This is a genomic window from Algoriphagus litoralis, assembly GCF_003259255.1.
Taxonomy (GTDB): domain Bacteria; phylum Bacteroidota; class Bacteroidia; order Cytophagales; family Cyclobacteriaceae; genus Algoriphagus; species Algoriphagus litoralis.
Genome location: NZ_QGOL01000006.1, coordinates 260999 through 287717, shown reverse-complemented (window position 1 = coordinate 287717; position 26719 = coordinate 260999). Strand labels below are relative to the sequence as shown.

The following is a 26719-nucleotide window of genomic DNA, read 5'->3' as shown; positions in this document are numbered from 1 at the left end:
TAATTAGTGTTTTTTGCTAGGTGAGGAAAGTTTTGCTGTCAGAGGAAATGATCCGAATTGAGCGATTGCCATTGTTCCTTCCATTTCGTTACCATTAATTTCTCCGGAAATGTCTACCGTGAGAGACATACCACCAGCATTGACATCAAATTGGAATGTAAGTGTCTTTCCATTCAGCGCGACATTTTTTATGGGTGCTGATACTTTACCTGCACCGGATGGATCATCGTAAGTGATGGTTCCTGAATATTCTGAACCGGTTTTGGCAATGGTGATTTCACCGCCCGATGAACCTGCTGGTGTCTCAGATGTATACTCCCAAACCCCAGTTATTGGACTTGGACCGCCCTCAGTTTTTCCATTTGCGTTGCTTGACTTCTTTTTGACTTCGTAGTCAAAAATAAATCCATCTGCCACTACATGCTTGATCTGTGCATCTTCTTTGAAAATAGAATCGGTGCTGATTACGAGATTGGCCATTTTGCCTTTTTCGATAGTTCCAGCCAATCTACTGATACCAAGAATTGAAGCAGGATTGGTAGTCAAGGCTGCCATTGCGGCCTTCTCACTCAGTCCGTTCTGGATCATGGTTCGGATGGCTTTCATCGCATCACCCGGTTTGGTGTCAGCGGTCGAAAAGCCAAAAGGAATACCTGCTTTTTCAAGCAAAGAAGCCTGCTTGAGAGCCTTTTCATAGGCTTCTTTTACCCTAGCATATTGTGCTTTGGTGGCTTCGGTGACATCTTCGTCTTTTTGATTTTTGACCGCTTTATCATCCGGGATTTCCAATTTGATCAAAACCGGAGTGCCACTGGATTTGATCAGGTCAATGACATTCTCATAGTTTTCCAAACCAGTAAGAATCAGTTTGAAGCCTAATTCTTTTTGCAAAGAGATGGCTCTTCTCACCTCGAGATCTGATTCCGCTCTGAAAAGGATTGGAAGCTGACCCTGTACCACTGCAGCCATTGCTGTTTGAGTTGGGGTCATTTCGGGTCTTTTGATTCCAGAGGTGGAAGCAAATAGTTTGGAATGATCCAAGGCTAAGGAAGTATTTTGGTAAACATCCCGAAACTTGGCCATGACACCTACAGCCGTAGCTGGGTACATGGATCTAGATCCTGAGAAAGTAGCCGCAATTCCTGTGTTTTCTACCAATACATTGACTGAACTGCTATTTCCCAAAACCATTAATGTGGCGCGACCTGGTATCATTCCACCCTCTGGCAAAACTTGGCTGAGGGTAAAGCCTGTTTTTCTCCAATCATCGACTTGGTTGCCGGTAATGGCGAATTGGTCTGTGGCTGACCTCCACGGAGTGATGCCTGCGATTTCGTCCGGTGGATTGGAGGAGACAAAGTCTTTTGGTCTTTCGGGATCTTTCGGTTTGGTAATACCCATGGTTCCGGCACCGTCTATGAATCCAGGGTAGATGAAAAGTGAATCCCCCATGATTACCTGTGCTTCTTTGGGAATGGAAAGATTTGCCCCCATACCCAGTATCACACCCTCTCGGAATACGATTGTACCCTTGGTGCCCTGCTGTCCAGGTCCTGCAAAAATTGTTGCGTTGGTAATCGCATAAGTGTCAGATATTCTTCGTTTTCCGGTCGGGTCACTTTGAGACCAGACCGTCGACGAAAGAAATCCTGACAAAAGCAATCCAACGATTCCTGCTTTCAGAAATTGTTTTTTCATCTGTTGAAATTTGTTTTTAATTGGTCAGGTGAAATCTCGCTTGACTTTTCATCATCGCTCAGTGTTCAGATTTGTGTCATGCTAGATTTCATTCGATTGATGGTTATTCTTCAACTAGCAAGCTAACAAAAGCATAATCACTGTGCAGGCAGATTTTTTTTTTAGAACTTTTTTTTTGACTAATGGTATTTTCGGGATCATGAAATACGAAAAATTGCTTTTGTTCTACTATCAATTTTTGAAAGGCTTATTTGAACGGTTAAAAAGTCTTGAATATTATTCTTTGATGTTATCTTTAGAGTTGGTTCACCCCCACGTCATGAAAAAAATCCTGATAATAGAGGACGATTTGTTGATTTCAAGTTTGGTTCAGTTTAGGTTAAAAAAGGATGGGTATCAGACCCATTTGGTGAGTGATGGAAACGAAGGAATCAAAGCGATAGACAGTTTTTCTCCTGATTTGATTATAACCGATGTGATGATGCCCTTTCGAAGTGGCATTGAGATTATCCATCATGCCCGAAAGTCTCGGCCTGACACCCCTATTATTGTATTGAGTTCACTGGGCGAGGAAGAAGAAGTGGTATTGGAGGCATTCAATCTTGGGGTTTCAGATTTTATTCCCAAGCCATTCAATCCAAATGAATTGGCGATTCGTGTAAAGCGGATTTTTAGATAATGTCCAATGAGGAGATCTTTACTTCAATCGTTCTTTGTTTCTTTCTTCCTTCTCCAATTTTCGATTGTCAATGCACAGGAGGATTTAATTCCTGCAGACTCAGCTTCGTTTCATAGTTTTTTATTTCTTCAGGAGGAGATTCCTAATTTAAGTTTTCGGTATTTTTTGCCCGATACGGAGGATACAGCCTCCTTCAGCAAGCAACTTGGCTGGTCTCAAACGGACTCAGGACTTGTTTCCCTACCCATCACTGACCTAGCTATCGCAAAGGTAGTGGAGCAGAATTTCATAGAAATGAGAGTGGGTTATGAAGTCCAATACTTGGTTTTCTCAGAGGTTCTTTCGTTTGGAGCCACTCGGGAATACGTCGCAAACCTGGTAAACAGCAGCGAATTTTTAGTTAGAACAGAGGAGGTTACCCCTTCTGAAGATATTGTGTCTTTAGCTTCCTATGCACACTATACGCCTTTGGAGAAGTTTAAACTAAGATTTATCAGTGATTTTAAGCTATTGATTGTCACGATCATCATAGTTTTTTTCTTTGTCGTAGCCCTCAGCATGATCGCCTTTATGCTGGTGATGAAAGCCAGAAAGAATAGAAAGGAACACCTATTAAAAGAATACGATCGCCTGATCGTAGATCCCCTGACTTCTTTACTTTTTGAAAAAGAACTCCAGGAAATCTTTGATCTGGATCAGGTGTCTTTGAATGATTATTTCCCTGCTTCCATGATTTCTAAGCCAATCTTCAGAGAGGTTTTGATTGAGCGGATCATTGGTTTGAATAAGAAAATGAAGGGAGACTTTAAGGAAAAACTAAAAGCACTTTACCGCAAATTGGCTTTGGATAAACAGTCCATCAAGTCCCTGACGAGTAGAAAATGGGCCCAAGTGGCTATGGGCTTGGTTCAGATCAATGAAATGGACCTTGTGGAGGCCTTGCCTAAGGTGAAAGCACATACCAACTCATCCAATTTTCATATCAGATCTCTTGCAGTCGCTACAGTCCTGAATCTTTCCGAAAAAGTTGATTTGGCATTTTTGAGAGATCAAACTTATCCACTTTCACTCTGGCAACAGATGAATTATCTACGGATCATCCGCTTTGTCAGCCATCAAAAGAAACTAAATCTTGAAACGCTATTCCAGTCATCCAATCCAAGTATCCGAATCTTTGGATATCGGCTGGTGAAAACACTGGGTAGGGTGGATCTAATCGAGATTTTGTCGACTTTGGCCGAAAATGTTTCTATTGTGGAGAAGATCGAGATTCTAGAAATCTATGGTGCACTGGGTGCCCACATGGAGGTGGGTTTTGTAAATCAGTGTCTGTCGTCAGAAAATCCAACCTTGATTTTGGCAGCAGCCAAAACCGCCGCAGTCATCGGAAATACCGAATCAATCGAATTATTGATTGAATTAATCCTCCTGGAAACAAACCCAAGAAATAAGCAAGTATTGATGAAAAGTCTCCATGATCTGGATAGCCAAAGATTCGAGCAACTTTTTGTTTTGGATGAGGATCTGGAAATGACACAGATTAAGAATCACATTTTAGACCCCCTTCTCCAGCATGTATAATTTTTTATTCTTTTTCATATTGGAGATTTTCGGCTGGATATTTTTGGCTCTGAGCTTCTCTGTGATTGTGATCTATCTGATTTTGATGGTCTTGAGTGCATTGGAGATGCGGGATTATTTACGCAAAAACCGATTTGCTGATTATGGGGATATCATTACCTCACCGATAGCACCCGGGGTTTCCATATTGGCTCCAGCGTACAATGAAGGGGCGAACATTGTTCAGAATGCGCAAAGTCTACTTTCTCTTCACTATGGGAAATTTGAGGTGATCTTAATCAATGATGGCTCCAAGGACGATACCCTGGAAAAACTCATTCAATTTTTTGAGTTGGAAAAAACCAATTACAACTACATCCCTGAAATCGAAACCAAGCTCGTCAGAGGCATCTACAGATCCAGGAATATGTCTTACCGACGACTGACAGTCATCGATAAGGAAAACGGAGGCAAAGCAGATGCGCTGAATACCGGGATTAATGTCGCCAACTTGGAAATCCTAGCTTGCATCGATGTCGATTGTATTCTCTCAAGTGAATCGATTTCCAGGATGGTCCGACCTTTTATGGAAGAGACCAACCGGAAAGTAATCGCAGTAGGTGGAGTAATAGGAATCGCCAACAACTGTGATGTTCAGGATGGTACAGTCACCACCTATCGTGTGCCTGAATCCGAACTGGGAAGGTTCCAAGTGATCGAATATTTCAGGGCTTTTCTGATGGGAAGAATGGCCTGGTCCCGGGTCAATGGCCTGATGTTGATTTCCGGTGCCTTTGGGTTTTTCAGAAAAGATCTCGTGCGGGCAGTCGGGGGATATTTTCCCAAAACTGTAGGTGAGGACATGGAGCTGATTGTCCGAATGAGAAGGTACATGGAAGAGCAAAAAATCCCGTATCGTGTTGGCTTCGTGCCGGATCCGCTTTGCTGGACAGAAGTACCTGAGAGTGATGAAATTCTTTCCCGGCAGCGAAACCGCTGGATTAGAGGCACTATAGAGACGCTGCAACTCCATCAGGCACTTAAACTGAACCCAAAATATGGATTGATGGGAATGATTTCTTACCCTTTTTGGTCGGTCTTTGAAAAGTCCGCACCGATTTTGGAGACTTTGGGGGTATTGTATACTTTGATTTTGTTGATGATTGGTGATTTCAGTGCGGTATACTTTTTCTCCCTTTTGGTGATGATGTATTTATTGTCCCTGCTTGTGTCTTCTTTCAGTGTCTTGTATGAGCAGATATCTTTTAATAATTACAAGGATAAAAAAGACCTGAGACGATTGATCTGGATGATTATCACTGAGCCGTTTATGATCCACCCCAAAATTGTCCTCTGGGGACTCCAGGGGCACTACGATTTTATCAAAGGCAAAGGTGGTTGGGGATCCATGATTCGTACGGGATTCAAAAAAGCAGAAGACAAGAAAAACTTAAGCCCCCAAACCAGCACCCCATGAAGCAATTGTTATTCATCCTGATGGGATTTTTCCTTGCAGTTGGTGTCGCGACTGCACAGGATTCATTTGATCCCGATGAGCTACTGGTACAGGCTAGAGAATTAATCTTTGACAAGAAATATTCTGAAGGCAGAAAAGTGGCATTTCGGGCCTTAGAAAAGTATCCAAACTATGCCGATATTCTGATTTTGGTGGGAAGAAGCTATGCTTGGGAAGGTAAAAATGATTCTGCGAGTATTTATCTTGAGCGGGCCATTACTGCCTCACCGACCTATTCCGATGGCTATGTGGCTTATATTGACAACCTCTTTTGGAACGATGATCTAGCTCAGGCCAAAGAAATCATTGATCGTGCCAAAGCCAACCTCGGAGCTCCGACTCCCGAAGAAATTACCTATCGGCAGTCCCGATTGTTGTATTATCAGGAGCAGTATCAGGAGGCTTTTGTTTTGGTTGATTCCTTATTTCAAAAGGGTTTCAAAACAGAAGGCCTGTTGGGGTATATGAAAAATCTAGACCGCTATAGGCGAGTCAATGCCGTAGGTACTACCTATGATTATGATACTTTTCTGGGAGATATTACTCCATGGCATACTTGGTCTGTCTATGGCCGAACCCGTACCAAATTAACCGGGGCTCTCATCGCAAGGGTTACCCAATCGGTCAGATTTGATGGCTTTGGGACTTTGGTTGAATTGGATGCGTATCCTTCGATAGGAGAAAATGGGTATGCCTACATCAATATCGGAGGTTCAGGAGCATCATTTTTTCCAAAATTCAGATTTGGGGCATCCTACTATCACAATCTTAACAAAGCCTGGGAAGTGGATGCTGGGTATCGCTATCTGGGGTTTTCGGCGGTGACTCACATCATCACAGGCTCTGTAGGAAAATATATCGGGAACTGGTGGCTGAATGCCAGACTCAATGTGATTCCAGATCCTACGCTAGGAGCTAGCACTTCAGCACAGTTTACTGGCCGATATTACTTTAAGACTGCGGAAGATTTCTTTAGTATTCAATTGGGTACGGGTGTTTCTCCTGATGAAGAGACACGGGATCAATCCCAGTTACTTAATTCCTATCGCGCTCGACTCGGTTACCAACAGCTTGTGTCACCCAGATTTTTGATTTACGGATTTACAGGATATAGCAGGGATGAATTAAATGCGAATACTATCAGAAACAACATCAACCTTTCCCTTGGATTCGAATATCGATTCTAGTCTTATTACACTATGAAAGAAGAATTCAAACTTTTTCTGTGGAGACTTAGACTGTTGATACTACTGGTCCTAGGATTGCCGCTGCTGAGTTTTGCCATTTGGTATTTTACTCCCTCCAAACCTCTTGATATTTTGATTATAGACAAGACGGTGCCTGATCAGAGCTTTCAAGAGCATAAGGGGCTATTCTGGACGTTGAACCATTTGAAGTACAGCAAATCTACCGGTGAGCCTTACCAAAGTGAAAAGGATTATTTAGGCTTTTTCCCTAATGATCAGGAAGATTATGGTCAAGCCAAAGATCTGAAAGGAAAGACTGATGATGAAATCAGCACAATAGCAGATGACTATGGTTTGATCTATTTTGCTGACACCTATGGTGTATTTGAAGGTGATTTCTCCAACAATACCGAAGTGAAAATCACCAAAAAAATCTATGGTGGATTGGATCAAGCTGATAATCAATTGATCCGTCATGCCAAAGAAAAAGGTAAAGTGCTTGTTGCTGAATACAATTCGATGGCATCACCTACCCCTAAGGCGATCAGGACTGAATTTGAAAATCTGATGGGAATCAAATGGACCGGATGGATTGCCCGTTATTTTGATGAACTGGATACCCTTAACAACACCTCCATTCCCAAATGGATGATCAGGCAGTATCAGAAGCAACATGAAACTTGGGATTTGAGTGGTCCAGGATTGATTTTTATTAAGGAGACCGGTGAGATTGAAGGATTTGAGCATCAGGCAGACTATCAGAATAAAATTCCGCTCGTCCGTACTCAAAAAATCAACAAACATGGTTTCAGACTTCCTGAGGTGGTTCCTTATCCTGATTGGTTTGATGTCGTGATGATCGAGCGTGACTATCAGGTTATCTCTTATTATGATATTGACCCCACGCTGGAAGGGTTGCAGCGACTGAGAAGTATGGGATTGCCTCGGTTTTTCCCAGCAGCTGTAGTCAGAAAAGCAGGGGAGGGTTCTCAGTATTATTTTGCCGGAGACTATTCGGATATCAGCGGAAATTTTGGCTCTCCCTATTTTTTCGGGTTGCCCATTCTCTGGCGAGGGCTGTATGTAGCCTCAGATTATTCTGACAGGCAGGGTTTCTTTTGGAATTATTACCATCCCCTGATCACCCAAGTCATGAAAAAAGCCAGAAAGGACACGAAATAATCACTTGCCGGCCACAAGAGGAGGTGGGAGCAGCTTTCTGGTCTGCACCATGTAGCTATTCTTGTTTTTGAATTCTTCAAATTCCCCATTCAGTCGATTAAACAGTGCATTGTCATCGACAGGATCAATATTCAGTCCGTCTGAAATTGTAAAAACCTGCCCATCTGAAAGGAAAAATTCCCCATGGATGTAGTCCATGAGTTGATTTTTATTCCGCATCAAGGGCATGGCAATAAACGATTGGAAGGTCCGGGCTGTATCCAACACTTGTCCTTGCCAAATGACCTCTTCGGGCAAGTTCAGAAACCCTTGATTTTCTAGAAATGCCAAAATCGATGGCGTAATTTCATAGTGACTCACGATTCCTTTGAAATAATCTCTCCGCTCGAGAAGCGGGGAGAAAACCAATAGCGGAACATGAAAGCGATCAATTCGAGAGGCCATTGGAACCTCAGGTAATCGATGATCCCCAGTGATGATGAAAATCGTATTGGCATACTCTGGACGCTTCTTGTATTCCTCGAAAAACAAGCGAATCGCATCGTCTGCATACAGAATCGTCATATAGATCGACTCATAGGCTAGGTATTCCGTGATTTTGGCCGAACTGAGATTTAGCTTTTCACTGAGATGATTTCGGAGTTTCTCTTGGTAATATTCTTTTTCTGGGACAATGTAGGGATCATGGGAGGTTTGTGTTTGAAAAATTCGGACCTGAGGTTTGGTGGTAGATTCTGGAAGTTTCCTCAGGCCATTTAGGAAAAGATCCTTATCCGGATACCCCCATGAAAATCCAGTGGTGGAGGGAGTTTTTGTATACTCCGGAAAAAAAGTCTTCTCATCCTCAAATTGAACAGGCTTTTGATAGTTGATAAAATCTGCCACATGATCAAAATTGCCGTCAGAACCGATAAAATATCGAGATTCGTAACCATTGTCCCTGAGTACACTGAGCAACGATTGATGATAGGGATATTCTTTGTAGAGCTCCAAAAAGCCCTTTTCGCCGAAGGGTAGTCCTCCAAATACACCCGGCTGAAGCCCAAAAGTTCTGCCGGTGGAGGACAGCGCATTGGTCCAGACCAGACTGTGTTGCTCGAGGGAATCCAGAAAAGGGGTGAAACTTCCCAGATAGGCATCCTTGCCGGAATAAGCCCTGCCGAGGCTTTCCACAAAAATAAACACCAAGTCAGGCGCTTGAGTCAGTGAATCAAAAAAGGGGCTCAAGACATCGGGATATTCGTTTTTATGGAGGAAGGGGTATTCATCGTTGGTGTATTCCTTGGTGATCATCAGATCGTCATTGGTCCCTCTCAGATAGAAGTCAAAGTAAAACTCACCTCCATACATGACTTGGTCAAAAGCCTCCTCGGTGAGAAATCTCGATTTGTTGAGTTCAATATTTCGTCTGGTTTCGTTGGCTTCCAGTGTCTGCTCATTTTCAATCAGGGTCACGATCAGCAACCCTGAAAACAAAATACCTGTAAGTATAAAATAGGAGGTGAGGCTAAGGTTGATTTTTTTTGCTCCAAAGTGAAAAGAAACCATGGCAACTGCTGCAAAAGAAATCCCAAGGATCAGATTGAGGGCATTCAATTGACCAGATGAAGAAATTGTGAGTAAAAGATCATCAGCATTGTAGGCAAAAAGATCTTTGCCGAGCGGCAAAAGTGTCTTCATGAAATAAAAGACCAGAGCCAAATGGATGAGCATCAACAGGGTGAATTCCAGCAAAAGGAGAATTCGGGCAATTTTTGCTGAGAGTAAGCTGATCAATAGGTGGACGATAAACAATAAACCCAACAAATACAGAAACCACTCCAGATCTTCCATTAAACCCCAAAAAAGAACCTCTTTTTTTGGAAAATCCAAGACGTGGTTTTGAAACACCAGATGGATTTCGGCCAGTCGAAACAGGAGCATTAACCCAATAAAAACGAGGGACATGCCCCAATAATTCCTAAGGACAAGTTGGAGACGAGAGGGTATAGTAGAGCGGATTTCAGCCTTCTGGGCCATATCGGACTGTTAAGTTTTTGAACTCAGGGGGAAAATATAAGGCAAAATCGGGTATCTTCCGACGTCATTTTAATCATATGAGTAAATCAGATTTGTTATTGGAGCTCTACTCCAACCTGAATACCACAGGTGCACTCACCTTCAGTTCTAAGGCATTGGTAAATAAAATGCTCTCGTATTCAGACATTAAGCATGCCGAATTGATAGTAGAGCTTGGGGGTGGTGATGGAAGTATCACACAGGGCATTATTGATCGCATGTCACCGACTGCCGAATTGTTAGTTTTTGAAATAAATCGATCATTTTGTGATGCCATGGAAAAGCAGTTTCCCATGGCGAATGTCAGGATTATTTGTGACTCGGCAGAAAAACTGGATCATTATTTACTGGGAAGAAAAGCAGACTATGTGCTCTCTTCGCTTCCCTTCAGTCTGATCACCAAAGAAGCTACAGACCAGATTCTGAAACAAACCAAAAACTCGCTCAGCGAAAAGGGAAAGTTTATTCAGATCTGTTATTCCTACTTGCTCAAGAAGCTGTTTGCAAAATACTTTTCACACATTGAGGCCAAGTTCACCATGCGCAATTTGCCTCCTGCTTTTGTCATGGTCTGCCAGTAAGCTGATCTGCCTATGGACGTACTCCGAGTCGCGATTTTGGACTTTTGTAGAAGGAGAAAATTGAAGTCCTTTTGCCCATCTGAAGTAGTGAGGCAGATTTATCCTGAGGATTGGATGCTTTTCATGCCCGAGATCCGGGATGAAATGATGAAGATGTATCGGGAAGGCCTGATTCAGGTGACTCAAAAAGGCATACCGATTGACCCAAACCTACCACCCAGAGGTCCAGTGCGGATTTCTAGACTGACCAAACCAAAGTGAAGCGATGGGTGTTATCCAGAAAATAGTTTCTTATGAATTTAGAACATGAACTTCCTAAAACAGCTGTGGACATCCCGGCTGGATTGGAACTAATAACCCTGGGAGCAGGCTGTTTTTGGTGTACAGAAGCAGTATTTCAGCGATTGGATGGGGTAGAAAAAGTAGTCTCAGGCTATGCGGGAGGGATCGTCCCCAACCCAAGCTATAAGCAAATCTGTACCGGGACTACCGGCCATGCTGAAGTGATTCATGTTTTTTACAATCCGGAAAAAATAAGTTTGGAAAGTCTATTGGAGGTTTTTTGGGCAACTCACGATCCTACCACCCTCAACAGACAGGGAGCAGACGTAGGGCCTCAGTATCGGTCCAGTATTTTTTATCAGAATGAAAACCAAAAAGAAATTGCTTCACGACTGAAAGCCGAGCTGAACGCCAGCCAGATTTTTGATCGGCCAATCGTCACCGAAATCACTGCATTCTCTAATTTCTACCCTGCGGAAAATTACCACCAGGATTATTTCAATCTTAACGGCATGCAACCGTATTGTCAATTTGTGGTAAAACCTAAAGTGGATAAGCTAAAGAAGTTTTTTGGTGACAGACTTAAGTGACGAGTAATTCAAAATTTATGTTAACGCATTTTGTAGTCTTTCTAGAATAACTTAACTATAAGGTCTAATTATTCTAAACTACCAATGCAATGAAATTTAAATTTTTGAGGTGCTCAAGCCTCGTAATCGGATTCTTTTTAGTAATTGTGGGCAGCATGGCCCAAGACCTTAGACCAAGCTATGCCGGTGTTTTGGCTGCGGGAGAATTCCAATTTGGAACGTTTAAACCTAATCTTGGTCTTTTTTATGAGAAGCAGTTTACGGCGAGGAGCGGGATCGAACTTGGTCTTTTTTATCGGACAGACATCAATGAAAATTTCGTGTCGATCGATGAGTCAGGAATCACTATTTCTGAGACCATCACCGTGCGTGAGCGGTATGTGAACGTCCCACTTCTGTATCGCTATTCCAGTCGCTTTGCCGCTTTTTCAGTCGGACCTACCGTAGATTTTTTTTCAGGGTGGAACCAAATTGATAAAAATCTGATCCAAGTGGAGAATTACACCAGAACTCCCAGTGTAGAGATTGGAGCTTTGGTAAAAATTGGAAAAGAGATTCTGCTCAAGGAAACCCTGATTTTGGAACCCGAGTTGCGCATGGGGTTTAGGACATTTAGTTCCCCAGTAGGCTACATTGGAATGGGTGTCAAACTCAAAAGACGCCTTAGTCCTGCAGAGTAATCTACCCTCAAAAAAAGTATTTGCCAATTCAGGTTCCTATGCCGGTTAATCCGCTCATTCTGTTTGATTTTGGAGTTTGGGTGTAATTTTTTTTTAAGTCTATTGATTACAAATCCTCCTGCTTTTAGTTACTCATTCCAGGAAGCGAACTGAAGAAATTCAGGTAAAATCGGCGATTTTGCCTAATTTCGCAGAATTTAATCTTTTTTTACTTGTGTAATCTAGCAAATGGCTGGTGTCAATGTAAAGATTGTATCGCTGTATTGCGATTTTACAAATGAAGTTAAAGGAAACGTACAACTAGTTGAAATGCCCTTGAAAATCCTCATTCAATCCTCGAATGATCATCAAAGGCAAATCCTATGCGTGAAAAAAACGGAAAAATTTATCTATGAAACGAACCAGAGCACAAGAATCTAGAGCAGCCATTGAGCGGCTGTACATCACCATGCGCCACCTTTTCAACAGAGGTAGTTACAAGCCAATGGGTGTTTCGGGAGAGGGTTTGATTCAAGCTTTGATGACGCTTAGTCCAGAGATCTATGGCACACTGACTGATCCAGAAAAGATCGAACTTGACGGCTTACTCTACGTCATGGAGCGACTTCCCCGTGGAATCGAAGAATGTCGCTATGTCAGACTGATCAGTCGCGAAGGCTATGAGACCTCTCATTTATCTCCGATCATTCCTGCCAAACGAAAGCGAAATTGCTATCGGCTCGATCAGGACATTATGTATGTGGAGATGACTCGGGGTAGATCAGATATTTACGATATCTTAACCCACCTTACTTTTTTATATATCGAATCACGAAAGATTCTGAGAAACAGCACCGACCCTAAAGGAAGGATCTCCTCCAACTGGACTATGCTGGAAGACTTCGTCAAAAAAGAGCAGTCGGGTGAAGAATTCGACAGAGAATGTGCCAGTGCTTACCTCAGTCATCTGATCGGAAAGACATTTGATGAGACATTGAATGCGGTGGATAAGTTTTCCAAAAGTGGCAATTCAAACAGCTTGTTTTCTGTGGTCTATCACTTGGGTAAGCTTGCAATGGATGAGTCAATTCAGAGTTTGGATCGTGAGATCAGCTTCTCCGCCACCCTGAGAGAGCGGGTAGGGCACCACGTCTATGGGGAGCTCTGGGCCGACCGGATCAAGGAAACCCTGCTGAATCTTGATCTCATTAAGCGTCCAATCCACATCATCTCAGCCAATCTTCACAGCGTCCTCAATACGATCTACGGACACCAAGCTTTGGGGCTGAATTCCTACGAGCAAATCGAGCAAACAGCCATGGACATCTCGGTCAAAGCCAAAAATAATCAGGGCAAAGCGATACGGGAATATGCCGAGAAGCATGGGTTTGTTGATCTTCCTGATGAATCTGGGACCAATATCGGGGCGCAGATTATCGATACGGCATGGCTTGAAAAAGACACCCTTATTCCCGGAGTTGCTCTTCCGGTAGAGAAGGAAAAGCGACCGGTTTTCGTCGTGATGGATTATGCTTTTGGGGAGCAGGCTTATGAATGTTTTGATGAGTTGCTTAAAAAATACAGGGTAGGCGACAAAGTTTACTCCCTGAACATTATTTCAACTTCCATCATGGGGAAGGCCGGGATTCTCCACGGAGGAAAAGGCGATCTCATGGTTCCGGATTCGCACGTATTTGAAGGTACTGCGGATAATTATCCGTTTAGAAATGAGTTGAAGAAGTCAGATTTTGAAGGGTACGGGTTGGGAGTCTATTCAGGTTCGATGGTGACAGTGCTTGGGACCTCGCTGCAAAACAGGGATATTCTGACCTATTTCATGAAGTCTTCTTGGCATGCCGTAGGCTTGGAGATGGAAGGAGCCCATTACCAAAAAGCAATCCAGTCTGCCTCAAAAATCCGAAAAAGTATCCGGTCAAATGTGAAAGTATTGTACGCCTATTATGCATCAGACAATCCGCTCGAAACTGGCAGCACCCTAGCTTCCGGGGCGCTTGGAATGGAGGGCGTTAGACCGACATATTTGATTACCTATAAGATTCTGGAGAAATTATTCAATTGAAATCCTTGGTCAAGTTGATCATGAATTCAAAAAAGAGAAGCCTTAGGACTTCTCTTTTTTGTTTTAAATCCTTGCTGTTTTAGAATTGGGTTTCATTCCAATTTATTTTTTTCAAAAAAATCCTTGCCAAGATAAATATCATTTTTAGTAATTTTTACTAATGGTCAAAAGCTTGTGATTGTATAATTGCAATAGAATTTATTCTGTTTTTATCTAGTTTTTCAATTTTATCTACTTTAAACTTTAAAATTATGGGCACTTTAGATCCAACCCAATTCAAGAAAATTCAGCAGGGAAAATCCCTGAAAGGAAGATTCGAAGCCATGCATGCGGTTCACTTCAGCAGGGAGAACATCAAGCAAGTTTTGGAGGTAAGTGAAGGAACCGGCGTGAAAGATCTGGACCTAACTTCACAGGCTATCCTTTTAAGAAGTCAGGCAGGAGATTTTGAAGAGGCGTTTGAATTGGCTTCTTGGTCTGCAAAAGCGAAACCAGCTTCCAGAAAAGCTGTGGTCAAGAGTTTTTTGAAAACTAAGCAGGCTCCTCTTTTAGTACATCAGATGGCACGAATGAAGCGAAATGAGGCCGCGGATATGATGAAGGACTATTTCACCGAAGGAGGAGATATCAAAGATGTAGCCGAATGGCTGACCACAGCGGGTCAGATCCTGAAGACAGGCATGGTGCCGGATGATACAGATGGGCTTTGGAGCTGGGTGAAAAAAACAGCAGGAAAGGTCGTTGACGCTGTTAAGGATGCCATCAACACGGTCGCTGATGCGATCAAGACTGCTGGGAAAAACCTGGCTGAAGCCATTTCAACAGTTGCTAGTTGGGCTCAGGATAAAGTGAGTGACTTCGTGGAAGCGGTGATGGCTGCCGGCAAATCAGTGGCTGAGGTATTGGCTGAAGCGGTGAAAAAAGGAACAGCTGCTCTCAACAAGTTTATCCAAGCTGTGATCGAAGCTGGCAAAAAAGGAATCGACGTGCTCAACTGGGCCGTAAATCAAGTTGAGAGTACGCTTAGAACAGCTTTGTCAAAGTTGGAATCAATGTTGGGATCTTTCACTTCACTTTTGTTTGAGATTGCAAAGATGGCCGTGTCCAAATTAGCCAATGTGGTCAAGGCACTTCTGGCAGCAGGCAAGAAAGTGTTGGATTTCGTTTCTCGTTTGGACAGGATTGCTTTGGACATTGCAAAGCGAATCGTGCAGGAGATCAAGAAATTGGGTCGCACCGTACGGGAGATCATGACCGCCGTGATCAATAGAGGTCGAAATATTGCCAGAATTGTGATTGATGCCTTGAGAGCTATCGGGACCCAGGTATTTGATATGCTGAAAGAAATTGTAAATAGAACTATTGCCGAACTGACCCCGATTTTCGGTGCGTTGAAGGATTTAGCCATTTCACTGGGTGCGGTTCTGAATGAAGTCGGAAAGTTTGTCGCAGCCCAAGCAAAGAAGTTGATGACTGCCCTTCGGGAAATTTGGAAAGTAGTGAAAGAGGTTTTGGAAGCTATCGCTACCAAAACTGCATCAGTCATCAAAACATTACTTACTGCGCTTTTGGGTACTGCAATTCACCTGGGAGAGGTAGTGGGTACGATCATCCAAAACGTTCGGGCAGCATTTAGAGAGGGCTTAATCAAAGGCCTGATTGAACTCGGTAAATCTGCAGTAACCTTGATGGTAGAAGCTGTCAAAATCAGCGCATCAGCAGCAGCGGTTCTTTTCGGGATTATTTTGGAAGTTTTTGGCTCTCACAGGGGATTGACCGCTGCTGAGCGTGCCGAGGCCGAGAAGGTATTCGGAACCTCCATCGACTTGGATAGGGTCAAGATCACGGATGCAAGTCTCGCAGCCGATTTTGTGATGTGGATGAATAAAAACAGGCCTTTTGTGACCATGTATGTCATTAATTACAAATCAAAAGGTAAACTCCCTATGGATGAGTTGATCCACGAAATGACTCATATTTGGCAGGCCGTGAACTCCGGCGGGGTTTACATGATCGAAGCGCTTCATTCTCAGTTTTTTGGCAAAGGATACAACCTTTCAGAAGAAGATGTCAAAAAAGCCAAGGGTAATCTCCTAAAACTGGAGCGAGAGCAGCAGGCTGTTTTGGTGCAGGAGTTTTACAAAGCGGAATTTCAAGGCAAATCTATCGGCTTACCCCTAGACTTGATCAGACCGTTGGCCAAGCAGGTCTACAAAGCTTCCTTTAATTTCCGTCCAATTCGTGTCACTGAATTTGATCTGGGAAGAAGATTTATCCTAGCGGGAAATTAATTGAACTCAGAAACCCAAAAAAGAGGGCTGATCATTCCGTTCATGTGGATGGATCAGGCCGATGAAGGTATAGCAAGGTTGAATTCCATTCAGCCTTGCTATTTTCTTGTTGGATTCAAGCAGCCCGAAGAACCCAGACTCATCCAAGAGGCAATGAACCTACTCGAGGAGGATTGCAGCGGTTTGGCTACGATGATGATTCTTCCCCGATCATTTGCCCAGTCCAGCCATATCTCCTTTTGGCCAAAATTGATCCAAGCAAAACCTCAAAATGCATGGATTTGTGCCTTGTTTTTTGCGGATACTTGGGAAGAGGTGGAGCACTATTTGCAAAATGAACCTTCGAAAAATGAATCAGCTGACGTTCATGTTTCCTGCCAATACCAGCCTCCCTATACGGATATGCTCGAGCTTTGGGCTCAGGCTGGCGCAAAACCCTACCATCCTGGGGATTATTTCAAAGAAGATTTTTTACAGGAATTGAAAAAAATGAGCGGGATCTGGGCCTATTGGGGTCACTCGGAAGGGGATCGAATCAGGGGCTATGGCCATGTCACAGTGGATGAATTGCTTTCCAATAGCCCTGAAAAACAATTGCTCCTCAGTCTGTGGTTTACCTGCTCCACGCTGGATCCGGAAGTGGAGCAAACTATAGGCTTGGCTTGGTTCCTATCCGGCAAAACCCAAAGTCTCCTAGCGAGTCCTTTCAAAGTCAAAACTGAAGAGAATCAACTTTTGGGAAGACAATTCCTCAACTCTTTGGCACAAAAACGGCATGAGTCTTTGGCCGAAATCATTTTGGACTTGATCTCAACGGAAGATCAGTCAGTTAGCCAGGTTTTAAATCAGTACCATCTTTTGGGTAACCCTTGGGTGGATTTGAAAAATATAAACCTGGGAGAATCCTGAAATTCTCAGGCGAGTATTTCTATTCTTCCACCCGAGTCGAATGGAGCATATCCAATCGCCAACCCTTGTCAGTTTTCACGGCCGTGGCACTTTCCAGCCATTTAATATCTCGGATCACTTTGCCATCTTGGGTTATTGTCGCATAGTTCCAATAGCCCACCCAACCCCGATTGCCATCCACTTTGGTCTCAATAAATTCGAATCGATTGGTTCGGGTGGGAGGGTTTGGGTTTGCTTGGGCTCGGGTAAGATAGTTTTTGATAAAGTCCATATCCCATATTTCTCCTTGCTCAAAGAGCAGGAAGTCTTCGGTATAAAAATCCGGGAGTTGCTTGGAATCATAGTTGGAAAAAAGTGCGTCAAATGAGTTTTGGATGAGGTTTTGAATCTCTTTTTCGTCCGAGGAAACTATATTTTGGGCAAAAGCTCCGGTGGAGAATAACAGAAGAAAGAACGTCAGACAAGTTTTCATTTTGGGATGGATTGGGAAAAGAGGTGGTGGAAATTGATTTTTATGACCGAATTGAAGATAGGGCAATCGGCGGATATTCGGATATGCTGGCCGAACTTTGGGCCTGACTTACAAGCCAAAAATTTTTAAATATCTATCTGGAATCAGTAATTATCAGTTCCAAGATATTAATTATCAGGTTCGAATCATTAATTATCAGTTCCAAACACATAATTATCAGTTAAAAGCACATAAATATCAGTTCCAAACACATAATTATCAGCTAAAAGCACATAATTATCAGCTCAGAACAGATAATTATCAGTTCCAAGATATTAATTATCAGTTCCGAGATATTAATTAACAGGTTCGAATCATTAATTATCAGTTCCGAACACATAATTATCGGCTAAAAGCTGAAAGACATCGGCTCAAGGCTGATTTCAAAGGACTTTTGATTGAATTACAAATTCAAAAAATAAAAAGGTATGACAAGGTTAAAATGATTCGCCTCGACGAATCATTTTAACCTTGGGCCAGTCTCGACAACGGTACTGGAGCAAGGGAGGAAATTTACACCTAGGCTAACGTCTATTTGATTAACAGCGAAGTGAGTAGTAAACTACGACTAGAGGGGGTAACAATAAACTTTTCCAGTTTCTGGTTTTCCGTTTCCTCGATATGAATTTCATTAATGTTTTAGAAAGCCAAACCTCAATCTTTTCTATTTTTTAGTAACAACTGAATACCTAACAATATTAAATTCAAAGCCAACAAAATGTGCGGTAAATATGTTGGCCATGATTCTGTAAAGCTTATTAAGAATAGCATATATTCTGCAAATGCGAAAGAAATAGCAATTATAAATGTTATAGCCCAACTTATAACCAATCTTCTTTTTGATGAAATCTGGATTGATTTCCAAATTATCAAAATCCCAACTATCATCGGAATTATTCCGTATAGGTAAAATTCTATATCATACATTTATAAGAATTATTGTTTTGTTAAATTCTTTGATTCTGCCATATTTCTCCGCTGAGTGTAGTTTTAGGTTAAATTTTAAAAGAGACGTTGACTAGGCGTAATTTGCAATTACGCCTTAATATAAATACAAATTTGTAATTTGCTCATGATGCAAGAGCCGAAGAAGGTTAGCCAATTGAAAATTGGTAAGAATATTAGGGTGAAGTTACAAACTTCACCCAGCGTCTACTTGAACCTCAGAGATTCTGAGTAGATACTACGCCTAGAGGGGTCAGCCGGTCTTGATGACGGCATGCTTGTAATAAAGAAATTAGCTTCTTCCATTAATTCTTCTTCAGTTTATCAAATTCAAAAAAATCCTTGGTTTCTTGAATTAGTAATTTGTTGACTTTTAAAACTTCATCAATAGATAATTCATTATTGCATAAGTGTTTCATATCCTCAGCAACCATTTGTTGATCTTTCAAAATATTCTTGTCCAATTCAAATCCTACAATTACGCCATCTTTTTTAACTCTCTTAATCGATTTTAAACCATCAAATCTGTCATGGAATGTTGTTATTGAGTTATAATGTTCCATCAATAAAAGAAGTCCGTATATTTTATGTAAGTTCTTTTTTGATAAATTACTACCATATGCCAATGTATGCTCATATAATCCATCAACATTAATTCGGTTTATTTCTATCCTAGACCTATTAAAAACAGAAAATAAATTTTGAATATTAAAAAGAATAGCGAAGGCAACCCTATATTGAACTGTGTTTTGATGTTCTTTAAAATCCTTTTCAAACCTTTTTATATATTCTGGTAATGTCAAGTTAATTTTTTCTGGATTGTATTTAATACTTGGCACATGATATTCTATTTTGTCGTATGTCAAGATATTAAAAAGAACTCCAAGGTATTTTTTGATATACAATCTGAAACTTATCCGTGATTTCCATTCCTCATATTTTCTCTGGGCAAAAGGAGTTGCAACGGAAACAATTACCGCTATGATTGCGATCGTCAATGTCAGTATTTCGTTTCTTGTCATGTCTGTCTGTATAATTGCACCTAACGGTTTGCAGATTGGCGATGGGCGGGCTTTTCAGCACAGAAGTTTGTTCGGAGACCTGAACTTTCGGCTACCACAAAACTGTCAAGCGGAGACGAAACCCCGCCTATTGCCAATGTGCTGTTAGCAGCAGTAATTCTACTTATCCGTCCCATTGTCAATGCTGTCTGTTGTTGCTTCTGTTTGAATTAAAGTATGTTCGTCTGGTTTTCTTGTCTTTGTAATTTTACGATTTATTAGGTCTGTCAAACTTCTAAATTTAAAAACTTCTTTACCATTTCTTATAATTTTGAAACCTTTGGTATGGACTTCTTGATTGTCTATGCAACAAGATTTTCCAACACTCCAAAACGAAGTCGGGTTGAAGCCAACTAACAAACTGTCAAGGTTATTTCCGTCTTGGTCAATAACGATTGGTCTTGAATATGTTTTGTCAAAAGTCCACTGGTCAATATAACCAATTCCGTTTGTGTCAAGTGTCAATATGTTATCTGTTACATTTGCTAAAACCAAGTCCACTTCTCCTGAATAATTGGTCGGCACTACAATTGTCAAGGTCGGTGAGTATAGTTTGTAGTGAAAATATGCAAACCCAATAGTGGTCGTCAAAAATAAGATTGTCAAAAACGATTGTGTCTTAAAAATACGTTTTAAAATAGCGGTCAAGATTAAACAAACCAATACAATAACTATAACCCACATTGTCCCTAATGCAAATCCAGAAAGAATCATTCCGCCTGGAACATTTGTCAACCTAACAAGTAAAATTGTCAAAAGTCCTATAGATAAAATGCCTGTCAATATGTTTGCTGTTCGTCTGGTCATTATTGCTGCTAACTTTTAATTCCCGCAATATTGCGGTAAGCTGGCCTTTTTGGCGTGCTTACCGCAACTGTTGCGTATATTTTTTCATTATGTTTTTACCTCAATACCCCGCCTTCAATGGCGGAGGACCATCAGGAATGATTCCTTTGTACACGTAATCGCCTTTTTTCTCTTTGAATTCGGCTTTGATCTCGTTTCTCAGGGTTTCATTTTGATAAAGATCCACCATCGTCATAGCCAAAGCTTTTGCAGCATAGCCCATTCCCTTGTGACCGATGGACATCCCACCGGAAGCTACCACCGCCCAAGAGTGCCAAGGTGTTCCGTTTGGCGCTGTGGTGCCACTCATTCTTATCGTAGGAACTACCCAGCTTACGTCGCCGACATCCGTACTTCCCCCCATGCTATGTTCTAAGGTTTCTTTCATGGGTTTGATTACAGACACAATTCCGATCTGCGGTTTTCCTGTTGCTTCCTGAATCTTTTTTGCAAACTCCTGCTCCTCGGCAGTGTAGGTGATCGGTCCTAGGGCTTCCAAGTTTTTCTGCATGTAAGCCGAGCCGGTTCGATTAACTAGGATTTCGTGAACTCCAGATACCAAAGTCACCTCATGACTGACATTGGCCATGATCGCAGCGCCTTCGGCCATTTTCTCCACTTGCTTCCATACGGGCATCAAGCCTTCACGGCTGGTGTCCCGCACCCGCACCCAAAGCCTGCTGTAGTCGGGCACTACATTGACGACCTGACCGCCATCCTGTATGTGGTAATGCATCCGAACTGTAGGTTTGACATGCTCACGGTAGTAGTTGATGCCGGAAGTGTAGAGTTCGAGTGCATCGGAAGCTGAACGTCCGTTCCAGGGATCACCGGAAGCATGTGCCGCTTGACCTTTGAATTCCACGATAAAGTCGACCAAGGCAAGTCCTTTTTGAACATCAGTTTCGGTCTCATCCCCAGGATGCCAGTCCATCATGATGTCCACATCGTCCATCAGTCCTGCACGAATCATCCAAAGCTTGCCAAAAAACTTCTCTTCAGCTGGCGTGCCGTAGAATCTGATTGTTCCCTTGAGCTTTCCTTCTGCAATCAAGTCCTTAATGGCTCCAGCAGCACTCAGTGAGGCCACACCGAACATATTATGTCCGCAACCATGGCCCGGAGCGTCTTCGTGAAGGGGACTTTTGTAAGGGACTTTGTTTTGGGATAAGCCCGGAAGCCCATCAAACTCTCCCATAATGCCGATAATCGGCGATCCTGAACCATATTCTGCTACAAAAGCGGTAGGGATTTCACCTACACCCCGAGTCACTTTGAAGCCGAGTTCTTCAGCATAGGCTGATAGTGCAGCGGAGGATTTAAACTCCTGAAAGGCGATTTCCTCAAATGCCCAGATCTGATCACTCAGATTGGTCATTGCTGAGTAACGCGCGTCAATGGTCTCCTGAACTGATTTCTTGAGTGGATCGGGAGCTTGTTGAGCTAGGGTTGGACTGATCAGAACAGTCATTGACAAGCAGGTGGCGAAGAGGTTAAGCTTATTCATAAAATCAAAGGTTGGTGGCATTTTATATGTGTAGGGAAGATAAGGATTTCTGATTATCTGCAATCTCTCGCGGGTTGGGATTTGCAATTCCCTAGAGTCGTTGCCCTGAATTCTCCAAGCAGGAATCGAATTTCTTTCCAACCCAACAAATTCCTAGTCTCCCAACTTTACTGTTTTCCAACTTTCTAACCTTATCACTTACCAACATTTACCGCTTAACCCAAAACGTCTTCCGTCAATTCATGTCCCGAACTTCTAATTCCTGAAGCTTTGGATTAACTTTATCCCATGGAATTTGCCATCGTAGATATTGAGACCACAGGAAGTTCGTCCAAAGGAGGAGGGATTACGGAGATCGCCGTTTTGATCCACGATGGGGAATCGATTGTACAGGAATGGCAGACGCTGATCAATCCTCAGCAGAATATTCCCGGATACATCACCGGACTCACAGGGATAGACAATGCGATGGTGCGCAATGCCCCCACTTTTGAGGAGGTATCCGATGAACTTTGGGAACTGTTGGATGACCGGGTTTTCATTGCCCATTCGGTAAATTTTGACTTTGGCTTTATACGGGAGGCTTTTCTCAAAATCGGAAAAGAGCTCACAACCCAAAAACTCTGCACCGTTAGGCTTTCCCGAAAGGTTTTTCCAGGTCTCAGTTCCTACAGCTTGGGAAGGATCTGCGAAAATCAAAAAATCCCGATTCTGGCCCGTCACCGAGCCATGGGTGATGCGAAAGCGACAGCTTTGCTTTTTGACCGAATGATCAAAGACCGACAGGATGTCGTGTTGTCTTCGCTTAAAAGAAATACGGGGGAGGCTTTTCTTCCGCCGCATTTTCCCCTTACTAAATTCAAGCAGATCCCCGAATCCTGCGGGGTGTATTACATGCTAAACGCCAAGGGGAAAGTGATCTATGTAGGCAAGGCACTGAATATCCGCGAGCGGTTCAAGGGGCACTTTTCCGGGCAGGTTTTGCCGCAGTTGAAGCAGCAGCTGAAGGCTGAGGTAGTCGATCTTCAGTGGCAGTTGACTGGTTCGGAATTGATGGCTTTGCTTTTTGAAACTCTGGAAATCAAGCGGCTTTGGCCTGCTTACAATTCGGCTATGAAGATGCCCAAGACGCTATTTGGCTTGTTTCAGTATCAGGATGGGTCAGGGTATTATCGATTTCAGGTGGCCAAAGTGACCAAAAATCTCCTGCCTTTGGAGACGTTTTTCTCCTCGGAAGAAGCCAATCTTTTTCTCAAAACAGGTATCGAATCTTACCAACTCTGCCAAAAACTCAGTGGACTCCGAAAAGTAACCTGTGAAGTGATCCAAGACCAGACTTGCTTGGGAGCTTGTAAGAGTGCCGAAAGTCCTGAAGCCTACAATGCCCGTGCCGAGGCGTTTATCTCCATGATTAAGAAATCCAAGCGGGACTTAATGCTAAATCTTCCCGGACGGGAAACGGGAGAGAACGCCTATTGCTACTTTGAGGGAGGCATGCTGAGCAGGTATTCGTATTTGAAAAGTGCTGATTTTCCTGAGCCGGACCAGTTGGAAGTGGTGCCCAAAGTGCCGGAGACCTTTTATATTCTCCGACAATACATTCACCAGATTGATTTGGACCGGATCCGGGTTTTTTCTGCAAGTTAGCCCGAAATCTATTTCAGCCTTCTCACTTTATCTTTTTAACTTATAGTAAAGATTGCTTTCACCCTTTTCATTGACAGAACTATTGGCTTTTCACTCTGAAAACTGCCAACTGATCACTGCCTACTTTTTCATCCATTCTCCTTCGATCACACTGTAGTAAATCGTATCCCGTCTCCTTCCATGAGTCATCAGCGTATGACTTCTCAAGATACCTTCCTCTACAGCGCCAAATTTCAGCAGCGCCATTCGGGCAGGCATATTTAAAACATCGGTTTTGATTTCGACCCGTTTCAAATTCCATTCTGTAAAACAGTAATCGATCATCAGCTTTTTCATGGATTGGTTGATTCCGGTGCCCCGAAAGGCTTTGCCCAGCCAAGTCCAGCCGATTTCTACCCGCTGATCCCGAGCCGAAAAATTACCAAATGCCGTAGCACCTGCAAGCTTACCCGTTGCTTTTTCGATGACTGTGAATTGAAGTCGCTCTCGGTTGAAATGCGGCTCTGCCCACTTTTCAAATTCCTCAGGAATGCTCAGGTCATGGGTGAAATAGATCCACATCTGCGGATCTCCTGTCAGTTCCTGAAGTATGGAAAAGTCCTGCCGAGACATTGGTCTGAGCAGGACTTTTTCATTCTCTAGCAAAATATTCTGATTCAACATTAGCCCAAAACTTCCTTGATGGCTTTGTTGTAGAGGGCGATTTCTTCGATGGTGCCTGTGGAAATACGGCACCAGTCATTCAGCGGAGGAAAAGGTCTGCCGATGATGAATCCCTTTTCAGCCATAGTTTTATTCAGTTGAGTGATGTCTTTTCCGGATTGGAAGAAAACAAAATTGGCATGTGATTCCAGGTAGGGAAGTTTTAATTCATCCAAGGTTTCGATGATCATCGCTTTTGCTTCTTCGTTTTTCTGAAGGGCAAATTTGTAAAAGTCAGTATCTGCCAAAGCGGCTTTTCCAGCCTCAATGGCCATAATATTTGTGTTTGCCACGACTCGGTCACTCAGTTTTTTTGCCAAGTCAGGTTTGGCCACCAGATAGCCCAATCTGATCCCTGCCAGTCCATATACTTTGGATAGGGTTCGTGAGACGACTACATCATGTCCTTTTTTGACCAGTTCCACCATGGATGGATAATTGGGCTCGGTGATGTAGTCATAGTATGCTTCATCGCTGAATACCACGGTCCGCTTGCTTACTTTTTCGCAAAAATCTTTGACTCGGTCAGCCGGCAACAGTTTACCGGTGGGGTTATTCGGATTGCATAGGAATACCAAACCCGTCTCATAGCTTACTCGCTTTTCAATCTCATCGAGATCAAAATCCAGGTCTTTGTTTAGCGGAACCCAACTGATTTCTGTGCCCCAGAGCTCTGCATACTCCATCATGGAGAGAAATGTCGGGGCGCAACTGATGATTTCCCGACCCCTGCCAAAAGTGATTCCGGCTACCTTTAGACCCTCGGTCGAGCCCGCTGTCAGCACGATGTAATCCTCAGGGACACCTTCTTTCTCAGCGATCATTTTCACCAAGGAAGCATTATATGCCCAAGGATACCGACATCCATTTTCAAAAGCAGCGACCATCGCTTTTCGCATGGACTCGGATGGGCCATAGGGATTTTCGTTGGAACCCAGTCGGATCGGTCCTGCCAATGGTCGGGGATTATACTTTTTTACCTCTTCTGCACTCAGCGAGGATACGATTCCAGTGCCCCCAACCAGTGCCAAACCACCTCCCAGGGAGGTTCTTTTCAGCCAATCTCTTCTTGATAGTCCCTTCATTATTTTTCTGTTTTGATTGTCAAAATACTAAGCTTTTCCCAATCATGTTAATAAAATTGCATTTTTGTCAATACTTTATTTAAAGGAAGTTTCTTGGGTGAAATATCTATGAAATAAGTTTTTATTCTGAAAATTGATTTTTTACAGAATTATTTTTTAAATTATTCGAAGCACAATAAACCCTAAACCCCAATTTATCATGAGAAAGTTTTTAGCATTCTTGATTTGTGGGTTAGTTTGGACAAGCTTACTTCATGCCCAGCAAACTCAGTATTCGGTATTCGAATTCATTAAGGTGGAGAAAGACCAGCTTTTTGATTACATCGAATTTAAAGATTTGACAGAGAAAGTATATCGGCAGGCTTTGAATGATAAGCGAATCAAAGGATGGGATTTTTGGAAGGTTCAGACGGGAGCAGAGCAGGGAGAGTACCAATACATCATGGTGACTCACTACGATGATCCGGTGAAAATGATGAATGGACTGGACGAAGATGCATTGATTGAATACACCAAAATTGCCTATCCTCACTTGTCGGAATCACAGGTTCGGACCATTTTTGAACAATCGCTGGCCTTTAGAGATTCTCCAGTCAGGTTGTATATGAAAGAATTGGCATCCACCAATGACAACTTTCAATACAAACCTGGAGTCTTGGCATCTTTTGATTTGATGAAGGCGGTAGAAGGCAAGTTTTCTGATTACGAAAAAGCGGAAATTGAAGTGTTTAAGCCAATTCACCAGAGCAGAATCAACCAGGGGATGATGGGCCATTGGAGCTTTCTCAGAGCTGCCCTTCCACAAGGTTCCGAAGCTTCCTCAACCCATCTCACGGTTAACCTGTACAAAGATTATGTGCAGTTTTTCAATGCACAGGCGTATGAGGATATGAATCAAACGGCGGAGCAACGAAATGCAGTGAATGCAGGCCTGAACTCCAGAGACCAGAAATGGATCTATTTGGCCAATCTTGAAAATGTAGTTAGATAGTAGTCCGGTTAGACTCGCTAGCAAAGAGGTTCTCGCAAGAGGCCTCTTTTTTTTGGATAGGCTATTGAATCAAGTGCCTGAATTTCAGGAAGTTTATACTAAGCGTAGCTCGACTTGCACTTCAGTAAACAAGCTAAAGGTTTGATGGTGGC

Annotated in this window: 22 protein-coding genes; 14 read left to right on the top strand and 8 right to left on the bottom strand. The window is 42.7% G+C overall.

The features are described from left to right. Positions 1-3: 3 nt before the first annotated feature. Positions 4-1698, bottom strand: a complete 1695-nt coding sequence (locus DK188_RS06975) for an amidohydrolase family protein (RefSeq protein WP_111670083.1) — start codon at positions 1696-1698, stop codon at positions 4-6. A gap of 319 nt (positions 1699-2017) precedes the next feature. Here DK188_RS06975 and DK188_RS06970 point away from each other — a divergent pair, with 319 nt between their 5' ends. Genes DK188_RS06970 through DK188_RS06950 form a run of 5 tightly spaced genes read left to right on the top strand, consistent with a single transcriptional unit; the run spans position 2018 to position 7822 of the window. Continuing rightward, entirely contained in the window at positions 2018-2377 is a 360-nt protein-coding gene (locus DK188_RS06970; protein WP_111670218.1) for a response regulator transcription factor, read from the top strand. 6 nt (positions 2378-2383) lie between these two features. Next, positions 2384-3958: a hypothetical protein gene (locus tag DK188_RS06965; protein ID WP_111670082.1), complete on the top strand. Its 1575-nt coding sequence runs from the start codon at positions 2384-2386 to the stop codon at positions 3956-3958. Next, a complete protein-coding gene (locus DK188_RS06960) occupies positions 3951-5414 on the top strand; it encodes a glycosyltransferase family 2 protein (protein WP_111670081.1) in 1464 nt (487 codons plus the stop codon). Before DK188_RS06965 ends, DK188_RS06960 begins: the two co-directional genes overlap by 8 nt. Beyond that, complete coding sequence (locus DK188_RS06955; protein ID WP_111670080.1) at positions 5411-6640, top strand: YaiO family outer membrane beta-barrel protein; 1230 nt, start codon at positions 5411-5413, stop codon at positions 6638-6640. The genes DK188_RS06960 and DK188_RS06955 overlap by 4 nt, the downstream gene beginning before the upstream one ends. Positions 6641-6652: 12 nt before the next feature. Further along, positions 6653-7822, top strand: coding sequence for a hypothetical protein (locus DK188_RS06950; protein ID WP_111670079.1), 1170 nt, complete (start codon positions 6653-6655; stop codon positions 7820-7822). On the opposite strand, the gene DK188_RS06945 is transcribed toward DK188_RS06950, so the two are convergent. Next, on the bottom strand, positions 7823-9841 hold the full coding sequence (locus DK188_RS06945) for an LTA synthase family protein (protein WP_111670078.1): 2019 nt from the start codon (positions 9839-9841) through the stop codon (positions 7823-7825). Positions 9842-9918: 77 nt separating this feature from the next. On the opposite strand from DK188_RS06945, the gene DK188_RS06940 reads away from it, so the two are divergent. From DK188_RS06940 to DK188_RS06905, 7 genes are all read left to right on the top strand, one after another. Beyond that, entirely contained in the window at positions 9919-10461 is a 543-nt protein-coding gene (locus DK188_RS06940; RefSeq protein ID WP_111670077.1) for a class I SAM-dependent methyltransferase, read from the top strand. 12 nt (positions 10462-10473) lie between these two features. Next, positions 10474-10722, top strand: a complete 249-nt coding sequence (locus tag DK188_RS06935) for a DUF3253 domain-containing protein (RefSeq protein ID WP_232825677.1) — start codon at positions 10474-10476, stop codon at positions 10720-10722. A gap of 32 nt (positions 10723-10754) precedes the next feature. Further along, positions 10755-11333: a peptide-methionine (S)-S-oxide reductase MsrA gene (gene msrA, locus DK188_RS06930; RefSeq protein WP_111670075.1), complete on the top strand. Its 579-nt coding sequence runs from the start codon at positions 10755-10757 to the stop codon at positions 11331-11333. Positions 11334-11488: 155 nt separating this feature from the next. Further along, positions 11489-12013, top strand: a complete 525-nt coding sequence (locus DK188_RS06925; protein WP_111670074.1) for a hypothetical protein — start codon at positions 11489-11491, stop codon at positions 12011-12013. A 391-nt stretch (positions 12014-12404) separates the two neighbouring features. Next, positions 12405-14072 (top strand): DUF6909 family protein, encoded by a 1668-nt coding sequence (locus tag DK188_RS06915; protein ID WP_111670072.1) that lies wholly within the window; start codon positions 12405-12407, stop codon positions 14070-14072. Between the two features lie 251 nt (positions 14073-14323). Then, positions 14324-16363, top strand: coding sequence for a hypothetical protein (locus DK188_RS06910; protein WP_111670071.1), 2040 nt, complete (start codon positions 14324-14326; stop codon positions 16361-16363). Then, positions 16364-17272, top strand: a complete 909-nt coding sequence (locus tag DK188_RS06905) for a C25 family cysteine peptidase (protein WP_111670070.1) — start codon at positions 16364-16366, stop codon at positions 17270-17272. 19 nt (positions 17273-17291) lie between these two features. Here the strand turns inward: DK188_RS06905 and DK188_RS06900 are convergent, their stop codons facing one another. From DK188_RS06900 to DK188_RS06880, 4 genes are all read right to left on the bottom strand, one after another. Beyond that, positions 17292-17744 (bottom strand): DUF4440 domain-containing protein, encoded by a 453-nt coding sequence (locus tag DK188_RS06900; RefSeq protein WP_111670069.1) that lies wholly within the window; start codon positions 17742-17744, stop codon positions 17292-17294. A gap of 1289 nt (positions 17745-19033) precedes the next feature. Further along, on the bottom strand, positions 19034-19750 hold the full coding sequence (locus DK188_RS06890; protein ID WP_111670067.1) for a hypothetical protein: 717 nt from the start codon (positions 19748-19750) through the stop codon (positions 19034-19036). A 159-nt stretch (positions 19751-19909) separates the two neighbouring features. Next, positions 19910-20596, bottom strand: coding sequence for a hypothetical protein (locus tag DK188_RS06885; protein ID WP_157963185.1), 687 nt, complete (start codon positions 20594-20596; stop codon positions 19910-19912). 100 nt (positions 20597-20696) lie between these two features. Then, positions 20697-22142 (bottom strand): amidohydrolase, encoded by a 1446-nt coding sequence (locus DK188_RS06880; protein WP_111670217.1) that lies wholly within the window; start codon positions 22140-22142, stop codon positions 20697-20699. A 288-nt stretch (positions 22143-22430) separates the two neighbouring features. Here DK188_RS06880 and DK188_RS06875 point away from each other — a divergent pair, with 288 nt between their 5' ends. Continuing rightward, positions 22431-23789: an exonuclease domain-containing protein gene (locus tag DK188_RS06875; protein ID WP_111670065.1), complete on the top strand. Its 1359-nt coding sequence runs from the start codon at positions 22431-22433 to the stop codon at positions 23787-23789. Between the two features lie 120 nt (positions 23790-23909). On the opposite strand, the gene DK188_RS06870 is transcribed toward DK188_RS06875, so the two are convergent. Together DK188_RS06870 and DK188_RS06865 are read right to left on the bottom strand one after the other, a co-directional pair. Further along, a complete protein-coding gene (locus DK188_RS06870) occupies positions 23910-24452 on the bottom strand; it encodes a GNAT family N-acetyltransferase (protein WP_111670064.1) in 543 nt (180 codons plus the stop codon). Continuing rightward, on the bottom strand, positions 24452-25576 hold the full coding sequence (locus DK188_RS06865; RefSeq protein WP_111670063.1) for a pyridoxal phosphate-dependent aminotransferase: 1125 nt from the start codon (positions 25574-25576) through the stop codon (positions 24452-24454). The genes DK188_RS06870 and DK188_RS06865 overlap by 1 nt, the downstream gene beginning before the upstream one ends. Positions 25577-25775: 199 nt before the next feature. Here DK188_RS06865 and DK188_RS06860 point away from each other — a divergent pair, with 199 nt between their 5' ends. Next, complete coding sequence (locus DK188_RS06860) at positions 25776-26567, top strand: hypothetical protein (protein WP_111670062.1); 792 nt, start codon at positions 25776-25778, stop codon at positions 26565-26567. The last annotated feature ends 152 nt before the right edge of the window (positions 26568-26719 follow it).